General features: G+C 38.5%; 27 protein-coding genes and 1 tRNA gene. 5 read left to right on the top strand and 23 right to left on the bottom strand.

The genetic code is table 11. The features are described from left to right. Position 1: 1 nt before the first annotated feature. A complete protein-coding gene (selB, locus tag ABE65_RS09200; RefSeq protein ID WP_066393915.1) occupies positions 2-1,891 on the bottom strand; it encodes a selenocysteine-specific translation elongation factor in 1,890 nt (629 codons plus the stop codon). Between the two features lie 390 nt (positions 1,892-2,281). On the opposite strand from selB, the gene ABE65_RS21845 reads away from it, so the two are divergent. Further along, positions 2,282-2,378 (top strand) — tRNA-Sec (locus ABE65_RS21845). Beyond that, positions 2,367-2,831 carry a DUF2621 domain-containing protein gene (locus tag ABE65_RS09195; protein WP_066393912.1) on the top strand — a complete coding sequence of 155 codons (465 nt, stop codon included), beginning with the start codon at positions 2,367-2,369 and terminating at the stop codon, positions 2,829-2,831. Before ABE65_RS21845 ends, ABE65_RS09195 begins: the two co-directional genes overlap by 12 nt. A gap of 50 nt (positions 2,832-2,881) precedes the next feature. Here ABE65_RS09195 and ABE65_RS09190 read toward each other — a convergent pair whose 3' ends face one another. The 14 genes from ABE65_RS09190 to yneA all read right to left on the bottom strand — a co-directional run bounded on the left by ABE65_RS09190 (position 2,882) and on the right by yneA (position 15,448). Beyond that, positions 2,882-3,346: a CcdC family protein gene (locus ABE65_RS09190; protein WP_082861360.1), complete on the bottom strand. Its 465-nt coding sequence runs from the start codon at positions 3,344-3,346 to the stop codon at positions 2,882-2,884. Positions 3,347-3,348: 2 nt separating this feature from the next. Continuing rightward, positions 3,349-3,807 carry a Na(+)/H(+) antiporter subunit B gene (locus ABE65_RS09185; RefSeq protein ID WP_231887900.1) on the bottom strand — a complete coding sequence of 153 codons (459 nt, stop codon included), beginning with the start codon at positions 3,805-3,807 and terminating at the stop codon, positions 3,349-3,351. A 24-nt stretch (positions 3,808-3,831) separates the two neighbouring features. Further along, entirely contained in the window at positions 3,832-4,542 is a 711-nt protein-coding gene (locus tag ABE65_RS09180) for a cytochrome c biogenesis CcdA family protein (RefSeq protein ID WP_066393909.1), read from the bottom strand. 107 nt (positions 4,543-4,649) lie between these two features. Then, positions 4,650-5,495, bottom strand: coding sequence for a M15 family metallopeptidase (locus tag ABE65_RS09175; protein WP_231887873.1), 846 nt, complete (start codon positions 5,493-5,495; stop codon positions 4,650-4,652). A gap of 441 nt (positions 5,496-5,936) precedes the next feature. After that, positions 5,937-7,745, bottom strand: a complete 1,809-nt coding sequence (locus ABE65_RS09170; protein ID WP_066393907.1) for an ABC transporter ATP-binding protein — start codon at positions 7,743-7,745, stop codon at positions 5,937-5,939. After that, positions 7,742-9,493 carry an ABC transporter transmembrane domain-containing protein gene (locus tag ABE65_RS09165; RefSeq protein WP_066393905.1) on the bottom strand — a complete coding sequence of 584 codons (1,752 nt, stop codon included), beginning with the start codon at positions 9,491-9,493 and terminating at the stop codon, positions 7,742-7,744. The genes ABE65_RS09170 and ABE65_RS09165 overlap by 4 nt, the downstream gene beginning before the upstream one ends. A 133-nt stretch (positions 9,494-9,626) precedes the next feature. Then, positions 9,627-10,673 carry a tRNA 2-selenouridine(34) synthase MnmH gene (gene mnmH / locus ABE65_RS09160; protein WP_066393903.1) on the bottom strand — a complete coding sequence of 349 codons (1,047 nt, stop codon included), beginning with the start codon at positions 10,671-10,673 and terminating at the stop codon, positions 9,627-9,629. Between the two features lie 96 nt (positions 10,674-10,769). Beyond that, positions 10,770-10,988, bottom strand: a complete 219-nt coding sequence (locus ABE65_RS09155; protein WP_066393901.1) for a YneF family protein — start codon at positions 10,986-10,988, stop codon at positions 10,770-10,772. A 77-nt stretch (positions 10,989-11,065) separates the two neighbouring features. Further along, positions 11,066-11,506, bottom strand: a complete 441-nt coding sequence (sirA, locus tag ABE65_RS09150; protein WP_066393900.1) for a sporulation inhibitor of replication protein SirA — start codon at positions 11,504-11,506, stop codon at positions 11,066-11,068. 147 nt (positions 11,507-11,653) lie between these two features. After that, entirely contained in the window at positions 11,654-13,657 is a 2,004-nt protein-coding gene (gene tkt / locus ABE65_RS09145) for a transketolase (protein WP_066393897.1), read from the bottom strand. 172 nt (positions 13,658-13,829) lie between these two features. Continuing rightward, complete coding sequence (locus ABE65_RS09140) at positions 13,830-14,114, bottom strand: HesB/YadR/YfhF family protein (protein WP_066393895.1); 285 nt, start codon at positions 14,112-14,114, stop codon at positions 13,830-13,832. A 105-nt stretch (positions 14,115-14,219) separates the two neighbouring features. Next, positions 14,220-14,459, bottom strand: coding sequence for a DUF896 domain-containing protein (locus ABE65_RS09135; RefSeq protein WP_066393888.1), 240 nt, complete (start codon positions 14,457-14,459; stop codon positions 14,220-14,222). Between the two features lie 59 nt (positions 14,460-14,518). Then, positions 14,519-15,163, bottom strand: a complete 645-nt coding sequence (locus ABE65_RS09130; protein WP_066393887.1) for a YneB family resolvase-like protein — start codon at positions 15,161-15,163, stop codon at positions 14,519-14,521. An 18-nt stretch (positions 15,164-15,181) separates the two neighbouring features. After that, a complete protein-coding gene (gene yneA, locus ABE65_RS09125) occupies positions 15,182-15,448 on the bottom strand; it encodes a cell division suppressor protein YneA (RefSeq protein WP_066393884.1) in 267 nt (88 codons plus the stop codon). 160 nt (positions 15,449-15,608) lie between these two features. Here yneA and lexA point away from each other — a divergent pair, with 160 nt between their 5' ends. Beyond that, positions 15,609-16,223, top strand: coding sequence for a transcriptional repressor LexA (gene lexA, locus ABE65_RS09120; protein WP_066393874.1), 615 nt, complete (start codon positions 15,609-15,611; stop codon positions 16,221-16,223). Between the two features lie 275 nt (positions 16,224-16,498). On the opposite strand, the gene glnA is transcribed toward lexA, so the two are convergent. From glnA to spoVK, 5 genes are all read right to left on the bottom strand, one after another. Then, positions 16,499-17,833, bottom strand: coding sequence for a type I glutamate--ammonia ligase (glnA, locus tag ABE65_RS09115; RefSeq protein WP_066393872.1), 1,335 nt, complete (start codon positions 17,831-17,833; stop codon positions 16,499-16,501). A 74-nt stretch (positions 17,834-17,907) separates the two neighbouring features. After that, a complete protein-coding gene (locus tag ABE65_RS09110; protein ID WP_066393870.1) occupies positions 17,908-18,309 on the bottom strand; it encodes a MerR family transcriptional regulator in 402 nt (133 codons plus the stop codon). 129 nt (positions 18,310-18,438) lie between these two features. Then, a complete protein-coding gene (locus ABE65_RS09105) occupies positions 18,439-19,710 on the bottom strand; it encodes a methionine gamma-lyase family protein (protein WP_066393868.1) in 1,272 nt (423 codons plus the stop codon). 1 nt (position 19,711) lies between these two features. Then, positions 19,712-20,968: a GTPase HflX gene (hflX, locus tag ABE65_RS09100; RefSeq protein ID WP_066393865.1), complete on the bottom strand. Its 1,257-nt coding sequence runs from the start codon at positions 20,966-20,968 to the stop codon at positions 19,712-19,714. A 39-nt stretch (positions 20,969-21,007) separates the two neighbouring features. Beyond that, positions 21,008-21,961 carry a stage V sporulation protein K gene (gene spoVK / locus ABE65_RS09095; protein WP_066393864.1) on the bottom strand — a complete coding sequence of 318 codons (954 nt, stop codon included), beginning with the start codon at positions 21,959-21,961 and terminating at the stop codon, positions 21,008-21,010. A 271-nt stretch (positions 21,962-22,232) separates the two neighbouring features. On the opposite strand from spoVK, the gene ABE65_RS09090 reads away from it, so the two are divergent. Further along, positions 22,233-22,853: a YitT family protein gene (locus tag ABE65_RS09090; RefSeq protein ID WP_066393863.1), complete on the top strand. Its 621-nt coding sequence runs from the start codon at positions 22,233-22,235 to the stop codon at positions 22,851-22,853. A 134-nt stretch (positions 22,854-22,987) separates the two neighbouring features. Here ABE65_RS09090 and ABE65_RS09085 read toward each other — a convergent pair whose 3' ends face one another. Then, the gene (locus ABE65_RS09085) at positions 22,988-23,566 is read right to left on the bottom strand and encodes a YhcN/YlaJ family sporulation lipoprotein (protein WP_066393862.1); all 579 of its coding nucleotides are present in this window, start codon (positions 23,564-23,566) and stop codon (positions 22,988-22,990) included. A gap of 102 nt (positions 23,567-23,668) precedes the next feature. Between ABE65_RS09085 and ABE65_RS09080 the strand changes: the two genes are divergently transcribed. Then, positions 23,669-24,667, top strand: a complete 999-nt coding sequence (locus ABE65_RS09080) for a tyrosine-type recombinase/integrase (protein ID WP_066393859.1) — start codon at positions 23,669-23,671, stop codon at positions 24,665-24,667. Between the two features lie 60 nt (positions 24,668-24,727). Here ABE65_RS09080 and hfq read toward each other — a convergent pair whose 3' ends face one another. Together hfq and miaA are read right to left on the bottom strand one after the other, a co-directional pair. Next, positions 24,728-24,964, bottom strand: coding sequence for an RNA chaperone Hfq (hfq, locus tag ABE65_RS09075; RefSeq protein ID WP_066393852.1), 237 nt, complete (start codon positions 24,962-24,964; stop codon positions 24,728-24,730). A 31-nt stretch (positions 24,965-24,995) separates the two neighbouring features. Continuing rightward, positions 24,996-25,946 (bottom strand): tRNA (adenosine(37)-N6)-dimethylallyltransferase MiaA, encoded by a 951-nt coding sequence (gene miaA / locus ABE65_RS09070; protein ID WP_066393849.1) that lies wholly within the window; start codon positions 25,944-25,946, stop codon positions 24,996-24,998. Positions 25,947-25,952: the final 6 nt, after the last annotated feature.

Genomic DNA, 25,952 nt, shown 5'->3' with positions numbered 1-25,952 from the left:
CCTACACCCATTTCCTGGCATTAGTTTCTCGCGTCGTATATCCTTTTGAGTCCATGCTCTCCAAGATTGGAATTAAAAACTTTCTTGATGCATGAAGAACTGCTTTAGCTTCTTGTACGGTAAAAGATGAATCCGTATGTGCACGCAGTTGTTCAACCGCTGAATCAAATGCTTTCCTGCTCAAAAATACCTCGTCAAAAAGCATGATCACTTGATCTGTTCTTAGTAAAAAATATTTGAACTCTTGATAGAGAGCTTCTGGGAGTTGCTGAGCGTTATAGAGGTTCCGCAGATCGTCCGGCTCAAGCTGGGCATCTTCCAACAAAGAAAGAACATTCATCATTCTTTTCGCCCATTTTTCTGGATAATGCGGAGTGAAATGAGATAAATGAACAAATTGATCTGTGATCAAAATGGTCGATTCTCCGATCCATTTTTCAAGAAGCGAATTGATTATCTTAGGATTTATTTCACTTTGTAAAGATTGAACAATCTCTGCCTTAGGTATACCTTGCCTTAAACGATACTCCTCATGAAAGTTTTGAAGTTTGTTCATAATGCTAGATTCAATATGCTGTATGGTGGAATCAGAAACTAAATAATTCTGTATTTGTTCCACAGCACCTTCACGCAACAATTCTTCCATCGTGTATTGAAATACTTCCTCATCCATTCCAATCGACCTTTTGAGTTCTAGTTCTGTCAACGATCCTTCTTTATTAAGCAACTGTAAGATACGTTCACTAGGGGTTCCCTCATGCTTCCTTTTTAATCGTTCGATCGTTTCTGTTCCAAACTTATAGACCGTTCCGTTTGGTTCGAGAACTTCTCCTCCTCCGATCGTTTCTTCTGGAGTAGGTCGTCTCAAGATGAAACGATCACCTCTTTTCGTAACGATCTCTTGTTCTAATCGAACTTGACAATAGATATGATCTTCATTGTTTTCAAGTTCATTCCGATCAAAAAGAACAAGTTTCCCCATCACTTCAGAAGTTCCACAATAAAATTTAATAAGAGAGCGTTGTTTTATTTTCCCTTGCCACCCTTTACCCGTTGATAATACGAGATCAATAGTGTCTGTTGTCGAAAAAACATTCGGTTCTACTAAAACATGTCCTCTTTTCCAATCACCCTTAGAACCACCTGAAAGGTTTAGTGCTGCTCTTTGACCAGCTCTAGCAGCTTGTACTTCTTGTTTATGTACTTGAAGTTTTCGCACCTTTACTTTATCGTTCCCTGGCTGAACAACAAGTTCATCACCTTCCTGCACCTGACCTTCATAGACGGTTCCTCTTACAACAGTACCTTGTCCTTTAACTGAAAAGATGTGGTCGATCGGCATGCGAAAAGCTCCTTGTGAAGATTTAACCGGAGTGTCTTTCAAGAGGTTAATCATTTCACGTTTTAGTTCGTCAATGCCAGCTGAAGAAACACTATCCACGAAATGAATGGGAAAATTTTCAAAAACAGATGAGTTTGTAAGTTCAATAATGTCTTCTTCTACTAACAATCTCATCTCATCGTCAATCATATCTGACTTTGTAACCACTATGATTCCCTTTTCGATGCCTAAGAAGGAAAGAATCTCAAAGTGTTCTCTCGTTTGAGGCATCACACCCTCATCTCCAGCGATTACAAGGAGCACTAGATCGATCCCTGCCACACCAGCGATCATCTGACGGATCAGCTTTTCATGACCCGGTACATCTACGATAGAGGTATGCAGTTCATTTGTTAAAGGAAATGGCGCAAACCCTGGTTCAATCGTGATTTTACGCGCTTTTTCTTCTTTAAGTGTATCGGTATCGATACCACTCAAAGCTTTTGTTAGCGTCGTTTTGCCGTGATCAATATGTCCTGCCATTCCTATCGTATAAAATTTAATCGTCATATGTTTAACCACCTATATGTACATACTCTTCTACACTTTATGAAAAGGAGTTGTAAAAAACAAGAATAACGCATTATTCGATGTCGAATTTACACTATCAAGCATTATTTCCCAGATCGGTATAAACGAATGTATATTTATTCACCTCTGTATACTCACAGGTTATCCACAGAACAAGTTATTCACACTTGTCCACAGGTCGGACTGTTACAGTGGAAAAAATCATCTGTTATACTTGTCATCTGTTATAGTCGTTTGTACGTCCTGTTACATTCGCGCTACACCACCGTTCGACAAACCGCCATCCCCTACCGTGCGGAGTAAAGCACAAGTCTTGTCGTTTAGGGGTAAAATGCTGTATAATGCAATAGCGAGCTAGAGATTTTACTTGGGGCCAGATGTGTAGCTGGTGCTTGCCTGGGTCTTCAAAACCTTTTGGGAGGCGCGTGTCGTCTCCGGTGGGTTCGATTCCCACATGGTCCCGCCAAAAATTTATACATATGAGGTGGACGCATTGTCTGGATGGTTCATCACTTTTATCGTGTTATGGTCCGTTTTTTTGTTTACCATGTTTGCCATCGGCGGATATTTTATGTTTCGGAAATTTTTAAAACGGTTACCTAAAGAAGATGGAAAATCAATTTTAGATTGGCAAGAACATTACATCAACCAAACCATTCATCTATGGACTGATGATCAGAAGAAACTCTTAAACGAATTAGTAGCTCCTGTTCCCGAACTTTTCAGAGATGTAGCGAAAGAAAAGATCGCTGGTAAAATCGGTGAATTAGCATTACAAGAAAAGGCAAGTGCAATGTCACAAGATTTAATCATTCGCGGCTATATCATCGCAACACCCAAAAGAGATCACAAATGGCTGATCAAAACTTTAAAAAAGAAAAACATCGATATCAAACCTTATCATTCTTTACTCGCATAAAGAACCCCTGAATCATTTAGATTCAGGGGTTTTCTTTACTTTTTTAAAGTTTACAAGGCGATCTCGTTTTTCTTTTTATTGAATAAAACGAGCATGGCAAGTCGCCAAGGAAGGATCATTCCAAACGCTACGATGAAAAATAATGAACTTGTTTCAAAGATAGATATCGTTGAACCAATATACCACTTTAGAGCTAAGCGAATGGCGAACAATCCGATAATAATAAAGATAAAAGCTTTCGATCGGACCAAATATACATGATCACCTTTAATCTCAAATTTACTTGTCATGATAAGGAATACGGAAAACATGACACCGACTAAGAACGCCTCCCCTGCTTCCGTCCAGGTGATATGAAAAGCAGGAATCACGAACTGTAGAAAGCCTGTGCTCATAGCCAGTGGAGGTATGATGATCTTTTTGGTCGTCACAGGTTCTCTTGTTTCTTTCATTCGGAAATTAAAAACAATCACTGCCATAACGATGGCAAAGCATGTACTCGCAATAAAAAACACGGTTAGTTCCCTTCCCCTACTTCTTTCTCGATCTTATCTTCTGCAATTGAGAGGATAATGGTCATCGTAACACCGATTACTGTCAAATATACTCCTAAATCAAAGAGCATCGCTGTAGCAAGCTCTGTTTTTCCTAACAACGGGAGTTGAAAATAGCCAAAACTGTGACTCAAAAATGGAACACCTAAAACAAAGGAACCAGCACCAGTGAGAATGGCGATCATTAATCCAGCCGCTATCATGTGCGTAAAGTTAATCGGCAAGATTCTATGTACAGGCTGTAATCCGTAGGAAACGTAGAGAAGAAGAAATGCTCCTGCTCCCATCAATCCTCCAATAAATCCTCCTCCAGGTGCATTATGTCCTGAAAAAAGCATGTTAATAGAAAAAGCTAGAATAACAAAAACAATGATATTTGTTGTTGTTTTTAAGATAAGGTCATTCGATCGTGAATGCATGATGTATATCCCCTTTCAAAAATACTCTTAAAAACCTTTGAATCCTCCAAACACACGGTTTGTAAGAAATGATGTTAATTGTGTCAGCCAATCAAAGTATAGCAAGATTCCCATGACGACCATTAGAGTCCCACCAACTACCATAAACTGACGATTGAACTTTTTTATTACCTTTAGTTTATCCAAAAAGAAGCTTAAAACAAAGAAAGGAACAGCAAATCCTAAAACATAAGCGACCATATACGTCATAGATGCTGCTGGATTTGATACTCCAAGCGCAATGACACCTGCTAGAATCGGACCCATACAAGGTGTCCACCCTGCTGCAAAACCAATGCCGATCAACACGGAACCCAGATATCCAGTAGGTCGGGATTGAAATCTTACTTTCTTATCTTTCATCAGAAAGGTAGGAGTTATGAATCCCATCACAACAAGACCGAAAAAGATAATTACAATAGCTCCAATTTGCCTTAACAATGTTTGATATTGGACGAATAGATCACCGATCATCGTAGTAGATAGACCAAGGAAAAGAAAAATGATCGAAAAACCTATCAAGAAAAATGTAGTATGTAAAAGCGCCGTTTTTCTAAGCATGGCGTTTTCTTCTTTAAGTTCCTGAACAGAGATCCCGGTTATGTATGAAAGAAAAGCGGGATACAACGGCAAGCAGCATGGTGAAATAAAGGAGAGCAGCCCAGCTCCAAAAGCAAGCAGAATATTAAGATCGGTCATTTTTTTAGTAAGCTCCTTTTTTACAGTTCTCTCTCTATCTTAAAGGGAATATCCATTTTGTTCAAACATAAAGAAAGACAGCTTTGAAAAAAGCTGTCAGAAATGTTTTATGGTTTTTGTAAATATTCTTCGAGGGTAATGCCCTGCTCGTGGATTTTTTTTGCATGATCCACTCCAACATACCGCAAATGCCAAGGTTCATATTGATATCCTGTAATCTCTTCTTTTCCTTTAAGATATCTGATGATGAATCCATACTTATGCGCATTTTCTGCGAGCCATTTTCCTTCTTTTGTTTCACCGAATGCTTCTACCAGTTCAAAGTTCACTTCTTGTGAAGTCACGTCCATCGACAATCCCGTCTGATGCTCACTCTGACCGGGTCTGGAACTCGTTTTGTTCGCTACTTCTTCTCCTTTTTGCTCCGCGTTAAAGGCAAAGATGGACACTTGCGTATCATAAGAGCGATATCCTGATTGTGCGAGCAGCTCTAAGCCTTCTTCGTCAGCTGCCTTAAACAATACTTCTAAAGAAAGTGCAGCTTCTTTTCTAAGTTTTTTCTTAGGCAGATCTTCTTTAAACGGAAACGGAACATTAGGTGTAACTAAATCTTTCGGTTCATAATCACCTGGCAGGTTTCTTTCTTTGTTTGCAACAATTAAAAGATCGTCTAAATTCTGTACGACCGCTTTTCCGTCACCGGATGCGGTTACCGTTTCTTCTAGCCACGGAAGTTCAGTCTCCGCTGAAGGCTCTTCTTTTGGAGTTTCATTTTTGTTTTCATCATTAGGCTTTGGTGTAGTCTGCTCATTCGAAATCTGTCTTTCGTTCTCTTCAGAGCTCTCTTCATTAAAGGCAGCATTCCATTTCTTTTCTGCCCAATCCACTGGCTTACATGCTGAAAGAACAACTATGCTGCCGATCAACATTGATGGTAATACATATTTCTTCAAAGCATTCTCATCCTTTTATTCAGTTTGTCTGTACGTGTATGCTATCTTATAATAAAATAATTTGCAAATAAGTCAATCCTTAAAACACATGTTCATATTTTCGAAAAATTATAGTAAAAAATAGGGACATAATTGAATGGAGATTGTAATAAAAGTTTTTTGGCAGACCTTGCATGAAAAACTCTGGTTTTTCTCTAGTGCTCATTTTACGGTACGTGTTTTTATATTTATTACGCGTTCACCGGTAAATGGGTTGTTTTCACCTGTAATCGCTTTGTTTTCACCTATAAAACGGTTAGGAGCACCGCTAAAACGCGCGTAACCACCTGAAATTCTCCGCGATTACGTGAAAGCTCTTCTCACGCAGCAGTAAAATAACATTAAGAAAGACAGCTCGGTATGAAGATGAGCTGTCTTTTCGTGCAGATATCATTTTGTTAATCAACCAACATCGTTCATAGAATCTTTTCCATGCTGTAAAAGGAACATTTTATGATACAATCCTCGCTGTCTTAATAGTTCTTGGTGAGTGCCTCTTTCGACAATTTCACCTTTATGCAACACGAGAATGAGTTCGGCGTCTTGTATCGTAGATAATCGATGTGCGATAGCAATGGTCGTTCTGCCGCTGCGCATTTTATGAAGAGCTTCTTGAATCTCTTCTTCCGTCTCTGTATCAATGTTTGCCGTCGCTTCGTCTAGTATCAAGATCTTAGGAGAAAATGCCATCGTGCGCGCAAAAGAGATCAGCTGTCTTTGACCACTTGAGAAGGTGGCTCCTCTTTCTCCTAACTCTGTTTTGTAACCCTCTGGCAACCTTTCAATAAAGTGCGCCGCCTGAACAAATCTAGCCGCACTCACTACATCTTCGTCTGTTATCGTATGATCGTACAATCTTACGTTCTGCATTATATCACCTACAAACAAGAAGGGATCTTGCAGAACGAGCCCCATCTTTGTTCTCAACTCTTTGTTTTCATAGTTGGATAAAGGAACGTCATCGATTAAAATTTTACCTTTATTCACTTCATAAAAACGCATGAGCAAATTGATGATCGAGCTCTTTCCGCTTCCTGTATGACCGACGAGTGCCACTGTTTGACCAGGCTCTGCAGTGAAAGAGATATCTTTTAGAACTTCCTGTTCTCCATCATAAGAAAAGGAAACGTCTTTAAATTCAATCTTTCCTCTTGATATCGAAGGTGTCTCATTTCCTTTTTTAACAGGAGCAAATTCTTCTTCATCCATGACTGTAAATACTCGTCCTGCAGAAACGATTGCTTGCTGAAAGATAGAAAGGCGCATCATCATCATGTTAACCGGTTCAAAAAAGCGATCTAAATAATTGATAAAAGCATAGATCACACCGATCTCAACGGGTGATTGAAAAGATTTGATGCCAAAAAAGGATAGAATCATCAACAATGCAAGCATATATACAAGGTCAACAGCAGGTCTTAACAACAAACCGTTGTATTTTATATTTCTGATCTGTGCGTCATTATGCTCTTGATTGATTTTTGCAAACTCTTTTCTAAGCCTTTTCTGCTGATTAAACACTTGTACGATCGACATCCCTTGAAGAGATTCGTTCAATTTAGCGTTCAACTGGCTCAGTTTCTCTCTCATGTCATAAAACGACCTTGAACTGTATTTGCGGTATAACCACATGATCAAAACAATGAACGGCAGAATTCCCAAACAGAATAATGCAAGTTTCACATTTAAGTAGAACATGAAGCCAAAGATTCCAAATAAAAATACAATATTTTGAACAAACGTTGAGAGTACACTTACATAAAGATCTTTCACTGCTTCAGTGTCGTTCGTAATTCTTGATACTAAACTCCCAACTGGTGTACGATCAAAGAATTTTAATCCTAGTGAATGTACTTTTGAAAACACTTGAATCCGAAGCGTTTGAATGATATCTAGTGCGACTGATTGAAACAGAACAAATTGTATGTAATTTACGACCGCTGAGATAACGATTAATCCAATATATCCAGAAGCAAGGATCACTAAAGCTTGTTGCTCGAAATTTCGAGGTGTGACAAAATCGTCGATGAACGTTTTAACAAGAATAGGACCGGTGAGTTCAGCTGCAGTCGCAATCAGTAATAGAAAGAAAGCAATCGCCAAACGCTTCTTGTGTGGTTTTGTATAAGACATGAGTCTTTTGAAAACTGACCACTGCTTCATTTGCTGCAATTCATCAAGCGTCGGTTCTTGTTCAGTTTCAGTACTCATTTGATTACTCCTCCTTGCGAAATCAGTGTTTCCAATGCTTGTTTCTCATAAGTTTCTTTGTACCATCCATCCTCATTCAATAAACTGAGATGAGTCCCCCGTTGTACGATTGTTCCGTTCTCCAAAACGATGATCAGATCACAATGCGCGATCGATGATAGGCGATGTGCTGTAATGATTGTCGTTTGATTTTGGCGTTTATGCTTCAATTGCTGAAGAATGGATTCTTCTGTTTTTGCATCAACAGCAGAAAGCGAGTCGTCTAGAATCAAAATTTCCGGGTTCTTAATCAATGCTCTTGCAATAGAGATCCTTTGTTTTTGTCCTCCTGAAAGCGTGACTCCCCTCTCACCTACTACTGTTTCATAACCGTATTTGAACTGCGTAATATCTTTATGGATAGAGGCAAGTTCTGCCGCTTCTTTAATTTTTGAAAAAGGTGACCCAACCTTAGAGAACGCTATGTTTTCTGCTATACTTGCTGAGAATAAAAAATGGTCTTGAGGTACATAGCCGATCGAACTTCGTAATGCATGCAATTTATAATCACAGATATCGTGATCATCTATAATAATGTCTTCTGATTTTAATTGAAATTCACGCAGCAATAACTTGCATAGCGTTGTTTTGCCGCTGCCTGTTTTTCCGACAACCCCAAGTGTCTGGCCACGTTTCAGAGTAAATTGTATATCACTTAAAACAGGAGTATCTGCCGTATACGAAAATCGCTTCAATTGAAAAGTGATATCACCTTTAGGGCTATTTTCGATTGATCCACTATCCTCTATCTCCTCTTTTACTGCAAGAAGTGATTCTACACGATCATAAGAAGCTCTTCCTCGCTCAACAATATTAAACAGCCAACCAAATGCAAGCATCGGCCAGATGAGTAATCCAAGATAACTCGTAAAAGAAACAAGTTCTCCTATTGTAAGTTCATTCCGTGTTACGAGAATTGATCCATAACCAACTGCTAAGAAAAAGGAGAAACCAATGATCAGGGAAATCGTAGGATCGAACAAAGAATCGATACGTGCTACAGCCATGTTCTTTTTAACAGCATCTTTGGAAAGATTCGAAAAGCTGTCAATATCCTCTTTCTCTTGACCAAAAGCTTTAATCACCCTCGTTCCAGAGATACTTTCTTGCACCTTATCGTTTAGAGTAGAAAATGCTTCTTGTGCACTGTGAAACCTTTTATGTAGCATCGTGCCATACTTGTTCGTTGCCCATGCCATGATAGGTAGAGGCAGAAGACTGACAAGCGTCAGTTTCCAACTGATCGTAGTAGCCATTGCGATCAACGTGAAACCGCCCATCATCAGGGAATCTACCAGAGTCAAAACACCGTCACCAGCAGTTTGTTGGATGGCTTGCAGATCGTTTGTAGAATGAGCCATCAAGTCTCCAACACGTCTCTTATGGTAGAATTCTTGTGATTTTTTTGTAAAATGTTCATACAACCTATTCCTTAATAACATCGCCAGTTTAACGGCTGAACCAAAAATCAAAATCCTCCAGATGTAACGAAGAACATAGATGCCTACTGCGATACCGATTAAAACAGTAGCATATCTCCATAAGATCTCTTCAGTTACCGTACCTTCTTCGATATGATCGACAATGAGCCCTACCACTTTTGGAGGTACTAATAACCCTAAAGAGACAAATGCCAGCATCACGATTCCGCCTAAATATCGCCACTTTTCTTGTTTAAAATACCACATCAATTGAAGAAAAACCTTCAACGCCCGTTCCCCCTTGTTTGCATATCAAAACAATTATAGTTTACCAATATATGAAAATTCCGAAAAGAAAAAAGTTTCACAAAAAAAGACCCCAGAACAATGGGTCTTATATTGAAACATGGTAATCGTTTGGTTAGTTTAATAAACGGTCTAATTGTTTTTTCACTTCGGAATACATCTCTTGATAGGATTGACTACTCAATTTGATACACTCACTATCGTATTTTTGCTTGGCGTAATCATATTTGGGATCATAATAGTTTTCTAGTAAGAGGGATACGACTTTATCGTAATGTAACGCTTTTAAGTTCTCTTGAATATCTGCCATGACCGATGGTGGTAATCTCCTTGAAAGTTTATGAATGGCTTCCACAATCTCATCTTTATGCAGAAGCGGCTCGTACACATTACAAATATATTGGACTCGCAAATGAAAAGGTAACTCCACATGAATTCGAACACCACTATATTTACCTTCTAAAAGAAAATCTGGAACGATTGCTCTTCCTATCCGTTTACTCTCTGATTCAATAATAATTGACGAAGAGTTTTCGATTTCTTTTAACCGTTCGTAAAGGCTTGATTCAAATTTCTTTTGAGAAGAAGGGTGTTCTCCAATATTTCCAAAAATCGAACCTTTATGTCCTGCCATCTCTTCTAAGTTTAATACGGGATATCCTTCTTCTTGTAGTTCTTTTAATAGTTTCGTCTTCATCGTACCCGTGTGACCTTCAAGTACGATGATGTTCCTAGGTTCTGCAACCATCTTCCTAAACGCAGATTCAATCCTCTTTCGATAGGAACGTATGCCACCATCTAACTGTAAAGTATCCATACCCATCATGTTCATCGTTTGAGCAATACTTTGTGAACGAAATCCACCTCGTGCACAATAGATGACCACCTTTTTTTCTGGATGTTCTTTACTTTTTGTATGGATCTCTTTATAGATCGACGGAAGTTTTGGAGCGACGACTTGGAGTCCACGTTCCATCGCAGCTTCTTTGCTATCCTGTTTGTAGAGCGTACCGATTTCTGCTCTTTCCTCGTTTGAAAAGATACTCACATTATACGCACCCGGAATATGATATTCTTCAAATTCTTTAGGAGACCTGACATCAAAGAGCAAATAATGATCTTCATCTATCTCATCTATTGAAATTGTCTTAACGTTGTTCACTACTATCATCCCTTTATTGACGCACATGGTATCATGGCTATCTTAGAATAGAACGAAAACAAGCACCCGATTCTATATCAGGGTGCTTGTCCAACATTACTTCATCTGCTTGTTCATAGCCTGCATCATTTGATTGATTTTCTTTTGAGAAGGCTTTTGACCCATCTGCATCATCATCACACGCAACATATTTTCATTAATCGGTGGATTTTTTTGTAAATAACTCAACATATACTTGCGGGCAATAAAAAATCCGATCGCAACACCTGCAATCAGTGAGAGTGCACACACAAGGATTATCATACCAGTACCCATTGTTAAAACTTCCTCCTTCATGTTGTCTAGAACTAGTTTACTACAAGTTTACCTACACATACAAGATTGAAAGAGAATTAAGTGGCATAGACCATGTTCAATTTAAACGGTGAAAGCCAGCCAAATTTTCTTTCACTATAGTCCATCGCAAGGAAATATGACTCATATTGGCGTAACGCCTCGAATATCACCGTTTCTGCTTCAAAGTTGCCGATGCTATAAAGATGGATATATTGGTCAGTGAGTTCAATCCTCACGATACTATCTTTACAAGTTAAAGAATACGTTTCTCCTTCCAAACGCCATTCATGTTTATCTTTTAAATGGTTCCAGAAGTGTTTTTCTAGCTGAGAAACAGATAATAGAGAGGTTATGTAGCTGATTTGCTTTTGTAAGATGGTCTTTGAAATACCATTTGAGCGCTGTTCTTCGAAAAACAACTGAAAAAGCTTATTTTCCTTGCCATAGTAGGAATGAGCAACTTCTTTTGTGATTAGATAAATATAAAATTCTCTCATGAACAAGCTCCTCTCCGATACTTTTCTAAAAGTATATACAATATACGGAAAAAAGCTTGTCTAAAAAAGTGCGCAAATTATAACTATTTTTGTCGAAACAGTAAGAAAAGGAGGCTTCCTCTTGGAAACCTCCTTTTTCGTAAATCATTATTTATTCAACATGTCCTTAACACGCTTTACGATGTTCTCTGGAGTAAATCCAAATTCTTTTTGGATAACTTCTCCAGGAGCAGATGCACCAAACGTATCGATAGTTACTGTGTCTCCTTCAAGGCCTACATATTTATGCCAACCAAGTGAAGCTCCCATCTCGATCGCTAGACGCTTCGTAATATGTTTAGGAAGTACAGACTCTTTGTAGTCATTATCTTGCTTATCAAAACTTTCCCAAGATGGCATAGAAACGACAGAAGCTGAAATCCCTTCTTTTTGAAGCAATTCTTGTGCAGCAACTGCAATACTCACTTCAGATCCAGCAGAAAGAAGTAGTACATCCGCATCTGATTCAGCTGGTGAAACTACATAAGCTCCACGCTTAACACCTTCATATGCCTTCTCTTTTGTGTTCTTTAAGATCGGCAAATCATGACGGCTTAGTACCAATGCCGTTGGTTGGTTCTTGCTCTCAAGTGCTAACTTCCAAGCTGCATTCGACTCATAACCATCAGCTGGACGAATTAGGTTAAGATTAGGCATCGCACGAAGAGAAGCAAGTTGCTCAACTGGTTCATGAGTAGGTCCATCTTCTCCTACCATTACACTATCATGTGTTAATACATACGTAACTGGAAGTCCCATTAGAGCAGATAAACGAATTGCAGGTCTTACGTAATCTGAGAACACGAAGAATGTTCCACCAAACACATTCAGACCACCATGCAGTGCCATTCCGTTTAAAGCAGCTCCCATAGCGAACTCACGAACACCAAACCAGATGTTGCGTCCACTATAATCATTGCGGCTGAAATTATTTTCGCCTTCAATGAGTGTTTTATTTGATCCTGCTAAGTCAGCAGATCCACCAAATAATGATGGTACACTCTTAGCTAGAGCATTGATCGCCTTACCTGAAGAAGAACGAGTAGCAATCGCTTTATCGTAGTCTGGAAGATCTTTATCCCAATTCTCCGGAAGATTCCCTTTGATCGCGTCTTGAAGTTCTTGAGCTAATTCTGGATAAGCTTCTGAATAAGCTTTGAACTGCTTATTCCACTCTTCCTCTTTTCTTTTTCCTTCACTTTTTAATTGTTCAAAGTGTGATTGTACTTCCTCAGGAACATGGAAATCTTCTTCAAACGTCCATTTGTACGCTTCTTTTGTTAATAAGATCTCGTCTTTTCCAAGTGGTGCACCATGAGAAGCAGATTTACCTGATTTATTTGGTGAGCCATGTCCAATTACGGTTTTCACTTCGATAAGTGTAGGCTTGTTAAGTTCTTCACGTGCTTCTGCAAGAGCTTTTTCAATCTCTTCTAAATCCGTTCCATCTTCAACATAAAGGACTTGCCATCCATATGCTTCAAATCTATCCTTTACACTTTCAGAGAATGAGTGATGGAGATCTCCATCCAAAGAAATATCATTTGAATCGTAAAGTACGATCATTCTACCTAATGCAAGGTGACCTGCAAGTGAAGCTGCTTCAGCAGAAACACCCTCCATAAGGTCCCCATCACCGCAGATAGAATAAGTAAAGTGATCGATCACTTCATGGCCATCACGGTTATATTTTGCAGCTAAGTGACGTTCCGCCATAGCCATACCTACTGCCATTGCAATCCCTTGACCTAGTGGACCAGTTGTGGCTTCAACACCAACAGTGTGTCCGAACTCAGGGTGACCTGGAGTCTTACTTCCCCATTGTCTAAAGTTCTTTAGATCATCAATCGTTAAGCCATATCCACTTAAATGAAGCAAGCTGTATAACAACATCGATCCATGCCCTGCTGATAATACAAAACGGTCACGGTTGAACCATTCAGGGTTTGCAGGATTATGGTTCATAAATTTTGACCATAAGCTATATGCCATAGGCGCAGCACCCATCGGCATACCCGGATGCCCAGAGTTTGCTTTTTCTATGCTGTCGATAGAAAGAGTTCTTATCGTATTAATTGCTAATTCATCAATAGTTCGTGACAAAAAAATCATCCCTTCATATGTACTAAACAGTTTTGACTTTCATAATAAACGTTCAAATGCAATTAGACAAGACAAACACATTATTAACTCTTGTTATTTTACCATCTACACATAAAATCATACAAAAACCGCCTGTTTTTCTACAACTTTTCGTTGTATTACAACAGGCGGTTCGTTTCTATTATGCAAGCCCTGGTAAGTGACATGAAAAATAATCTGTACTTTCATCATAATCAAGTTTCATATTCTCCACCAACCATTTTTCTTCATTTCTTACAAAGAAACGAAGACCATCTACCTCTTGAACGTAGTCATCGGCTTCAGGCACTGCAGGCGTTACACCGAGTGAAAAACCTCCCGAATCACCACTTCCTGCATATTTAACAAAGAGTCTTAAAGCCTCAGTCGCTTCTAACGTTATGTCTTTATAAAGATTCGCAGCTGCACTTGTAATTGAAAAAGTCAAAATATTCTCCCCTTCCAAAGTTGTTATATAACAGTATATACTAATATGTATAGAATGCAACAGAAAAAAATGCCTATTTACTGTAGAGTAAATAGGCATTTTATATTAATGTTTAAGGTTTTTTTTATGATCTTTACTTCTTTTTAACTTTTCTGGTGTTACATCATCACCATTCGGGTCAACAAAGGTCATACCATGCAGATCTTGAACAAAAGATTTACGGAAAACTTGTAAATATTCTTCTCGAAGTTTTTTCTGTTCCGCTTTTTCTGCTGATGTAAGATCGGTTTGTTTTGATTTTCTAGACAGTTCATTTATTCGTTGCATTTTATCTTTAGATAACATTTTAAAAACTCCTTTTAAAGCATTCTTCACTCTATCCTACAGCAGAATGAAAGGAATTTCTAGTTATCTGTATTTTCCACATGTTCTTTGTATCTTCTATGTACGGTCGCTTTAGAAACATCAAACCCCAATCCTCTAAGAGTTAATGCTATGTCATGAAAAGTAAGTTTCATGTTCTTTAATCGCACAATTTCAGCGATTGGCACTTCTTTTTTTTCTCTGCCACCACCGGTTTGATTTTTTAAATTCTTTTGAGGTTTATAACCTTCTTTAACCGCTTTTCTCATACCGCGCCTTATCTTCATATTATGTAGCTTTCGCTGGTATTCTTCTACAGTGGATACAATGTCCAGGACCATTTCATCGGCTTCAGTTAACGTGTACTCTCCGTTATTGGAAAGCGTATATACTTTAATATTGTATTTGATCAACTGGTGAAGTATGGCCATCTTTGCTTTACCTCTGCCTAATCGCGTATCATCTTGTACAAGAAGGCATTGAAACTCACTATCTCTAGCAAGATCTAATATGTTTAACAACACTTCTCGATCTAACGAGAAACCACTTGCCTTCTCACGATAACAATTTATTACCTCAAAGTTAAATTGTTTTGCTAACTTCATAAGTTCCCCTTCTTGTCTTTCTAATGAAGTCATTTGTTCATCTTTATCTGTACTTACTCTGGAGTAAATAATAGCTTTCATTCGTTAAAACCCGCTTTTTTATTTATTGACTGGTATGATTACTTTTTGACCAGGAAAAACCGCTGCAGCATTTACGCTATTCTTCTTTTCCACCCATTTAATAAATTCCCAATTGGAATAATGATGTTTGGCATTATACTCTTCCGAAAGACTCCACAGTGAGTCTCCCTCCTGTATGGTTACTTCAATATATTGAGCTTCTTGTGAGGCAAGATTTGATAACGTAAAAAATATACCACCTAACAACCCTAAAAATACAATAACATGCATCGTCCCTTGTTTCATTGTGATATCCCCTTTCAACAAACGTTTGTTCGCATCTCTTGTTTTTATAATAACTGGAACGTTTGTTCGGTGTCAACTATTTTTTCGAACTTATGTTTGTATCTCTGAATTCCCCATGATATACTTTTTATAGATAAAAAAATCGGTGAGGTGCTAAAAAATGACTAAGTTATCCAGACGACAATTGGATATATTGGCTTTCATAAAAGAGGAAGTATCACAAAAAGGGTATCCGCCTTCAGTTCGTGAAATCGGAGAAGCAGTTGGCCTTGCTTCAAGCTCTACAGTTCATGGGCATTTAGCAAGACTTGAAAAAAAGGGGCTTATTAGACGAGATCCTACAAAGCCAAGAGCGATTGAAGTATTAGGCTTAGAAGACAATATTCCTTCTGTACGTTCTGTTTCTATTCCTGTTATCGGTAAAGTTACAGCTGGTCTCCCAATTAGCGCAGTTGAGAACGTAGAAGAATACTTCCCATTACCTGAGCACGTTGTAGGTGATGAGAACGTCTTCATGTTATCTGTTGTGGGGGATAGTATGATTGAAGCAGGAATCTTCAATAAGGATCTAGTTGTAGTAAAACAACAGCCTACTGCAAATAATGGTGATATCATCGTAGCTATGACGGATGAAGATGAAGCAACTGTAAAAAGGTTCTTTAAAGAAAGAAACCATATTCGATTACAGCCTGAAAACTCCTCGATGGAACCCATCATCTTACAGAGCTGTACAATTCTAGGCAAAGTAATCGGAGTATATCGAACCATTCATTAAACATACATAAGAAGCGTCTATAGCATTAGATGCTTCTTTTTTATTTAATAAACAATTAGCTGTTAGAGGACTTGGGATTTGTTTCTTTTTCTCGATGTAAAGGAAGTGACAGAAGCTTGCCCCTCTCGATTTTCATGTTGTCTATCGTTCGTTTATGAGGTATATACTGAAGAATACACCTCAGACATTCATTTAGAGATAGTAAAGCTTCTACGACAATTTTTATAAGCATAAAAAAAGACCCCTGATTATCCTATCAGGGGTCTTCATAGTTTTTAATACATGCTCATATATTGTTCGCGTTCCCAAGGGTGAACTTGTGTACGGAACATATCCCACTCGATCTCTTTTGCTTCAATGAAGTGCTCTGTAGCATGAGCTCCAAGAGCAGTTGTAAGAACTTCATTTTTGCTGAATAGAGTTAGAGCTTCTTTTAATGTTGCTGGAAGATCTTTAATGCCTTCTGCTTCACGCTCTTCTTTATCCATCACATAGATGTTTCTATCGATTGGTTTTGGAGCGTTTAGCTTGTTCTTGATTCCATCAAGACCAGCTGCAAGCAATACTGCCATAGCAAGATAAGGGTTAGCCGTTGGATCAACGCTTCTTACCTCGATACGCGTGCTGATGCCGCGAGACGCTGGAATACGGATAAGCGGGCTTCTGTTTTGCATGGACCAAGCAACATAACAAGGTGCTTCGTAACCAGGTACAAGTCGCTTATACGAGTTTACTGTCGGGTTTGTAATCGCTGTGAAATCTTGTGCATGCTTTAGGATACCTGCTAAGAAATGCATAGCTGTCTCGCTTAATCCTGTTTCAGATTTCGCATCATAAAACACGTTCTCTCCATCTTTGAATAGAGACATGTTCGCATGCATACCTGAACCGTTCACACCAAACAAAGGTTTAGCCATAAATGTTGCATGAAGACCATGTTTACGTGCGATCGTTTTTACAGCTAACTTAAATGTTTGAATGTTATCACATGTGCTTACCGCATCAGCATATTTAAAGTCGATCTCGTGTTGACCAGGTGCTACTTCATGGTGAGAAGCTTCGATCTCAAAGCCCATATCCTCAAGTTCTAACACGATATCTCTACGGCAGTTTTCACCAAGATCCGTTGGAGCTAAGTCAAAATATCCACCTTTATCATTTAGTTCTAGAGTTGGTTCACCCTTCTCATCATTCTTGAATAAGAAGAATTCAGGCTCAGGTCCAATGTTGAAATCAGAGAATCCTAAGTCTTCCATCTCTTTTAACACACGCTTTAAGATTCCGCGTGGATCTCCATCGAACGGGTTACCGTCAGGCATAAAGATATCACAGATCAAACGTGCAACTTTGCCTTTTTCTGAAGTCCAAGGGAAAATCATAAATGTATCTAAATCAGGATAAAGATTCATGTCTGATTCTTCAATTCGAACGAATCCTTCGATAGAAGATCCGTCAAACATCATCTTGTTATCTAAAGCTTTTTCAAGCTGACCGATCGGAATCTCAACATTCTTGATAACACCCAATAAATCAGTAAATTGTAGACGGATGAATCGTACGTTTTCTTCTTTTACCATTCTTAAGATATCTTCTTTAGTGTACTTAGACAAATCTTTCTCCTCCTTTAAATATAAAGCGCCTAAATATGGCGATTGTTCACATAGTAAGTATTATTTATTGATCTTTAATGAAAAAACCTGGAAAGTTCACCTTGAATCAATGAGGTTTTTCCATGTCTCCCAGCATGAATCAATTCCCTTTTCAACCTACGATGAAGCGCAGATTCGGAAATTTGTTGAACACCTTGCACATTCGGCTGGTTCTTAATTAATTCTGCTGCCTGTTCATTCAGTTCAAAGACTCGTTTGATTCCAGCTAAGTTTACGCCTTGTTCAAGAAGTGCTTTGATCTCAAGAAGTTTATCAACATCATTAAATGAAAATAAACGACGGTTCCCTTCAGTACGTGCAGGATGAATTAGATCATGCTCTTCGTAATAACGAATCTGACGAGCTGATAGTTCAGTTAGCTGCATGACTATGCTGATGGGGAACAAAGGTAAGTTCCTACGATTCATATCGTTCATATTGCCTACCTCCTTTCAACTTCTTTTTATATCTTATGTCACAAAAGCTCACATGTCAATCTTAATGTTAGAAAAATTGACATCAAAACAAAAAAGAGGCTTAGCGCCTCTTTTTCTTAGCTATATAAATTATCGTTTATGAATGAGCCCATGAGTTAAAAGTTCATCGACAGCTGATAATACCGCAATTTTCACATGTTCATAGGTTAGCCCACCCTGCACGAACGCTATGTATGGCGGTCTGATCGGACCATCTGCTGTTAATTCAATGCTTGCTCCTTGAATAAAAGTACCTGCTGCCATGATCACATCGTCTTCATAGCCTGGCATATAATCAGGATATGGAATCGCATAAGAGTTGATCGGAGATGCTTTTTGTATAGCTTGACAGAATTTAATCATTCGCTCGCGATCTTTAAAAATCACAGATTGAATAAGATCCGTTCTCTTTGCATCAAAAGAAGGACGTGTTTCCATTCCTAGTTCTTCTAGAAAAGCAGCTGTAAACACTGCACCTTTTAACGCTTGAGCTGTTACATGAGGAGCTAGAAAGAATCCTTGGTACATTTCTTGAAGGCTGTAAAGAGATGCCCCTGCTTCACGACCAATACCAGGAGAGGTTAGTCGATAAGAGATCCTATTGATCAACTTCTCTTTTCCTGCGATGTAACCACCTGTTTTAGCAAGGCCACCGCCAGGGTTTTTTATTAAGGATCCAGCAATAATATCTGCTCCTGCCTCAACCGGCTCTCTTTCTTCAACAAATTCGCCATAGCAATTATCAACAAACACGATTACATCTGACTTGATCTCTTTTACGAAAGAGATCATCTCTTCTATTTCCCCCACTGTGAACGACGGACGATCCGCGTATCCTTTTGAGCGTTGAATACCGATCACTTTTGTTTTTTCGGAAATCGTTCGCTGAACTTCTGAATAGTTAATAGCGCCTTCAGGAGTCAGGTCGACATGTTGATACGAGATATTGTAATCTTTTAATGAACCTTCACCTGTACCTCTGATCCCAACGATTTCTTCAAGCGTATCATAAGGTTTGCCTGTGATATAAAGCAGTTCATCTCCAGGACGGAGCATACCAAATAAAGATAGCGTGATGGCATGAGTACCAGAGATGATTTGCGGCCTAACGATTGCAGCCTCTGCTCCAAAAACATCTGCATACACTTTCTCGAGAGTATCTCGACCAGAATCGTCGTATCCGTAACCAGTTGAAGGATGAAAATGGTGATCTCCTACTTGATTGTTTTGAAATGCTCTCAACACCTTTAACTGATTAAATTCACAGACCTCATCAATCAGCTTATGTTGATCTGTAATGCGTGCTGTTACTTTTTCTGTAGTATGTTTCAGTACTTCTTCATTTTGAAACTGTGAATACATGTTATTCTCCTTTGTTGCTGATAGACGGAATGGAAGAGGAAGGTAGCGCATATCCCTTGCATTCATAGACCAACTCTACTTTATTAAATTCTTGTGCAATTAGTATAGTTTCTCCGCGAAGTTGTGATAAAAGTTTACCATCATGAGACGGAACTTTAACCTCATAAAAAGTCATCTGTTTCATCACTTCTTTTTCAATCGTTTCTAGTAATGAAGATATATCAATACTCTCTAACGCAGAAATAGATATAGATGGACTCTCAGGAATAAAATCTTCTCCAAACTGATCTTTCTTATTATAGACCGTGAGCATCGGAATATGAGATGCCTTCAGATCACTTAAAATACGTTTAACCGTTTGTTCATGTTGGTTACGATCCTCACTAGAACCGTCGATAACATGGATAAGAAGATTTGCTTCACCCGCTTCTTCCAATGTAGATCTGAAGGCAGCGATCAAGGATGTAGGTAGATCTTGAATGAAACCTACCGTATCCGTTAGCAGCATCTGAAAACCACTCTTCAGTTTTACTTTTCGTGTTAACGGGTCAAGCGTTGCAAATAATTGATCTTCTTCATAACTATCAGCTTCTGTTAGTTTATTGAAGATCGTTGACTTTCCTGCGTTCGTATAACCAACAAGAGCTGCTTGGAATGCACCTTGATGTTTACGGCGTTCTCGATATCTTTCTCTATGACTTACAACTGAGTTGATCTGTGTTTTAAGTTCGTGAATACGAAAGCGAATATGACGTCTATCTTTTTCAAGTTTGGTCTCACCTGGACCACGAGTTCCGATCCCTCCACCTAACCTAGAAAGACTAGCGCCTATACCTGATAAACGAGGCAGTAAGTATTCAAGCTGAGCAAGTTCTACTTGAAGTTTTCCTTCTCGAGTCTTCGCACGTTGTGCAAAGATATCTAATATGAGCTGTGTACGATCAATCACTCTTGCGTTGAAATGTGACGACAGGTTACGAACTTGAGAAGGAGATAATTCACTGTTAAAAATAATAATGTCTGCTTCAAGCTCTTCTTCAAGTGTAATAATCTCTTCTACTTTACCTTTTCCGATAAAAGTAGCTGAATCATAACGGTCTCTTTTTTGAGTAACTACCGCACAAACAGTTCCTTGTGCTGTTTTTGTTAAAGATTTTAATTCTTCCATTGAATAAAAAAAACGCTCGTCGTTCTGCCGTGGAAGCTGACATCCGACGAGTATCGCTTTTTCATGAACTGAATCATTGTTTTTGTTCAAATTTGCGATCCCTGCTTTCCATAGTCTCCTCTCATCATATCAAATCGAATCCCGTTCTTCTAGCACAAGGTCATCACTTTGGATCGTCATCAATGCTCTTCTGTCTTGATTGCTTTCGTTCAAGAGCCTAACTGATTGTCTTCTGACCGCTTTTTCAACCATGTTACGAATGTACCTTCCATTTGAAAACGAGCTTGGATTGCTCTGCTTAATACGTTCAATGTGACTTTTTAGCTTCCATTCACAATCTCTTGTCAGCATGTATTCTCTTTCTGTGATCATTCTCTTAGCGATCTCCATTAACTCCTCGACCGAATAATCAGGAAACGAGATAACAAGTGGAAATCTAGAAGGTAAACCCGGATTAAGTTTTAAAAAGCGATCCATCTCTTTTGGATAACCAGCCAATATCAAGATGAAATCGTGCTGCTGATCTTCCATAGCTTTTACAAGTGTATCGATCGCCTCTTTGCCAAAGTCTTTTTCTCCGCCGCGGCCTAAAGAATACGCTTCATCGATAAACAAGATCCCGCCGCTCGCTTTCTTTAGAAGCTCTCGTGTTTTTTGAGCGGTATGCCCAATGTATTCTCCAACTAGATCAGCACGCTCAGCTTCGATTAGATGCCCCTTTGAGAGTACTTTCATCTCATGAAACAATGTCCCTAACTTTCTAGCTACGGTCGTCTTTCCAGTGCCTGGGTTACCTTTAAACAACATATGAAGAGCTTGTTTTTCAGCTTTTAACCCTAACTCCTGACGGCATTTATTAATATGAAGCCATGCATAGATCTCTTTAACATGAAATTTCAAGTCTTCCATTCCGACTAAACGGTTCAGATCTTTTTCCATCTTGATGAGAGGTTGGTGCTTTTCAATTGTTTTCTCTTTTTTCCCTGCAAGCGCTGTTCCATCATCAATCTTTGACTTTTCACTCGCTTGATTTAAAACGATATTGATCTGCCTTTGCTTTTTTATCGCAATCGGTTCATTCAAAAGGAACCACCTCACTTTGCCAGTCAAATCATAATACGCAATAACATCCGATCCCGTGACAAATGCCTATACGATTTCTTGATCCACTGTTAACAATTTATGTTGAAGTCTTATGATCTACTACAAAGACAAGCTTAGTTTTTGGAATGAATATCTATTTACGTTGTAAGCGTTTTCTATTTTCAGATGAATAAAAATACTCAAGAATGCAGGATTTCCGTGTTATGTTAAATATTGTGAAAAAAGTACGAAATGAATGGACGAAAAAATTATGCATTATAAACTACAGAAAAGCTTGTTTATACTAGTCGGATTGTTTTTAACAGCGATTGGGATAAAATTATTGAACATACACACGTTAACATTTGGCGGTACAGCAGGGATCGCTACACTCGTTTCATTTATGACGAATTGGACATGGGGCATTCTGTTTTTAATCGTCAATTTACCCTTCTTTATTCTATCGATTAAAAAACTGGGTTGGAATTTCTCACTGCTGACGTTCCTTTGTATCATACTCATATCTGCTATCTCAGATCTGATGGATTATCTTACACTTCCAATAATCTCACCGATCGCTGCTGCGATCATCGCAGGAAGTCTGATAGGTATAGGGGTTAGTTTTGTATTAAACTCAGGAGCATCACTAGGTGGTATACACATTCTCGCTCTATATTTAGAACAAAAATCTAATATTAATCGAGGAATCTCTTTGTTTGTTACAGATTTTATGATTGTATCATCTGCTATAGTCATGTTTGGATTTAAAAATGCGTTAATATCCATTATCTCAATCACTGTCGCTTCCTTCTTAACTGGAAGATTAAAAAGCACGGTTAAACCAACAGAAGTCGTTTACCAAACGTCTGAATTTGAAATCAGTTCTAAATGATAAAAAGCATTCTCCAACAATCGGAGAATGCTTTTTTCATAAGCTTTAAACAGCGCTTGTTAACATAGTATTTATTATGTTAACAAGTTGTCTATCCTTGTCATTTTCTGCGCTTGCTTAGGAAATAAAAGTTTTTATTCGTAAAGATCGTTTCGAATGGGTTTATCCTCTTCATGCATATCTTGCCTCTCGGTCGATTTCAACTGCCCATTTAATGGTTTTATTTTTCCGATTAGAATTCCAAGCTCATTATATACGCCACTTTTTGAATCATGTTTGCTATGTGAGGCCGTGTTTCCTAACCTTTTGATTTGCTCAATTTTATCTGGATCAGTGGTAATGGCTGCATTTCTCCCATGTGCATTTCCTTTTAATCCGTTATAAACAGCTTTTCGCAGTTGGTTGTTTTCTTTACCAGGTGCAACTGGCTCAAATGGAACGATCCCCACTAACGTATAGATACCACTTACTATCACATACGCCTTATCCACACCGTTGACTTTTTCTGCAAGCTGAACAAGGTCCTTTGATTGGTGAACTTCATCAGACTTTTCAACAACTAACGGTGAGTCAATCTGTGTATTTGGCTTTCGTTCTGATGTATCATATTTTACTTGCTCAGTATCAAGGGTTTCATCTCCCGAACCCGTTTTACCTGAGCAACCGGTGAAGATAAGAGCTGAAGATAAGACGAGCATTCCTAATTTCCACATATCTAACCATCCTTTTTTCCATAGTTTCCATTGGACTTTGTAGAAATATGCAAAAAAAAGACCCTTTGTTATAATGGGAAAAAGAGGTTATAGGAGGCAATTATGGAAGAATATCCACACTTACCCGAATATGCCGATTCATATATTGTTCACTTACAGAAAAAAGATCGAACGAAGAGCACGATTAAGAGATATTATTATGATCTTTTAGATTTTTTTGCATGGGTTAGAGTGATGAAGGATAACGACGATCTACATTCTATCCAGCACTTAGATGCTTTGACGTTAAATGAGTATTTTCTTTTTCTTTCTGAACAAAGAGAATATCAACCCGCTACAACCAAGCGGGTATTCACCGTTATCAAAAGTCTCTTTTCCTTCCTTCATTCTAGAAGGAAGATTGTGTTCAATCCTTTTTCTGACCTGGAACTAACTCTAGAAGAGAACATTCAATTTTCGGATGATGATTTTATTTCAGATGAGGAGTTTAAAGTCCTTTTTCAAACCCTTTCTTCTTACGAGGGTTTAACGGAAAAACAACAAAAATATAGACACCTCTTGATCAAAAGAAATGAAGCGATCCTTTCCCTTCTCTATCGTTATGGCATCACACTGCAGGAAATCACGAACATAGAAATGAAACATGTTCATTTCACGCAGCAAGAATTAACCGTAATCAACAAAAAAGAAACAAGACTGATCTCACTTGACGATGATACACATCAACTGTTATATCAATACAAAGAAGATATCCCTGAAAGCATCCGGCCAAGAACTTATTCTTCTGATCGTTTCTTTATCGCGTTTGATTATCAAAGAGGAACGTATCGGTTTGATTATGGAAAGTATGAGCCCAAACCGTTAACGGTTATCGCTATCCAGAAGATGCTTAGGCAAGAGATACGGCGCTCTGAACTCAGAGACGGAATCAGCTCTCAGCACTTAAGGAGAACAGCCATCTTAAACCTTTTAAAAGAAGGAAAATCTCAGGAAGATGTTCAATTATGGTTTGGATTGAAATCAAATCTCACTTTAAACCGCTACGAAGCTTATTTAGAAACAACTAAAATGAAAAAGGTATACTCAAAGGCAAACGACTAAATATGTGTAAAATTTAAAAACTCCCTATCAACCTTAGCAAGGTCAGTAGGGAGAGTTTTTTTATTCATTTGTATTTGCAGAAGACAAATCGACATTTCGGTGTGGGGTAAACGTTGAAATGGCATGCTTGTAAATGAGGTGCTGTTTTCCTTCTGCCTCTAATACAACCGTAAAGTTGTCAAACCCCTTCACTAAACCTTTAAGCTGAAAACCATTCAGCAAATATACGGTCACATAAATGTTTTCGCGACGTAACTGGTTTAAGTAATGATCCTGTAAATTGATTGATTGCTTCATGTGAACAGATCCTCCTCTTTGGGCATTACCCTTATACATTCTCGGAAATTTCTAATTTCCCTTCAACAAAGTGCTGAATTTCTTGAAATTTTTTGTGAAAGGGATCCTTGTCCATGCTGAACCATTCTACATCCATCTGATTTTGAAACCATGTGTATTGTCTTTTTGCATATCGCCTAGAGTTTCTTTTTAACAAAGTGATCGCTTCTTCTAACGTACTTTCCCCTGAAAGATAGGGAAAAAACTCTTTGTAGCCTATCGCTTTAGCGGCCAGACTGTTCGTTATGTCTTGTTCGAAAAGCATTCTTGCTTCGTTTAGTACGCCAAGCTGAACCATTTGGTCTACTCTTTCATTTATGCGCTTGTATAATCGCTCTCGATCCATCGTCAAACCAACTAAAGCTAATTGATAGAGTGATTCTTCATCACTTCTATTCTTTCCTTGTTCTGTAGAGGGGGCATTCCCTGTCGTGTAATAGATTTCAAGCGCTCTTATCACTCGCTGTACATTGTTCGGATGAATCTCTTTTGCACGCTCTGGATCGACTTTGGACAGTTCTGCATGCAATGCCTCTGAACCGTCAACCTCTGACTTACGTTGAAGTTCGTCTCTCAACTGGTTATTCCGGGTTGCTTCAGAGAATTCATAGTGATGTGTGACTGCTCTAACGTATAACCCTGTTCCACCTACAAGTATCGGAACCTTACCTTTTTGATTAATTTCTGTTATTCGTTCTCTCGCCAGCTTCTGAAACTCAGCAACTGAAAATGATTCTGTTGGATCTTTAATATCGATCAAATAATGAGGTATGCCTTCTTTTTCTTCCTCAGTAATCTTTGCCGTTCCGATGTCAAGACCTCTATAGATCTGCATAGAATCGCCGCTTATGATCTCACCATCGAGCGCTTTAGCCAGTTCGATACTGGTTTTTGTTTTTCCAACAGCTGTTGGGCCTACGATCACTACTAATTTTTCCTTCATGGTTTA

This window comes from Fictibacillus phosphorivorans (genome assembly GCF_001629705.1).
In the GTDB taxonomy this organism is placed as follows: domain Bacteria; phylum Bacillota; class Bacilli; order Bacillales; family Fictibacillaceae; genus Fictibacillus; species Fictibacillus phosphorivorans_A.
Note: the sequence above shows the minus strand (reverse complement) of the source record. Positions and strands in the feature narration are given on the sequence as shown.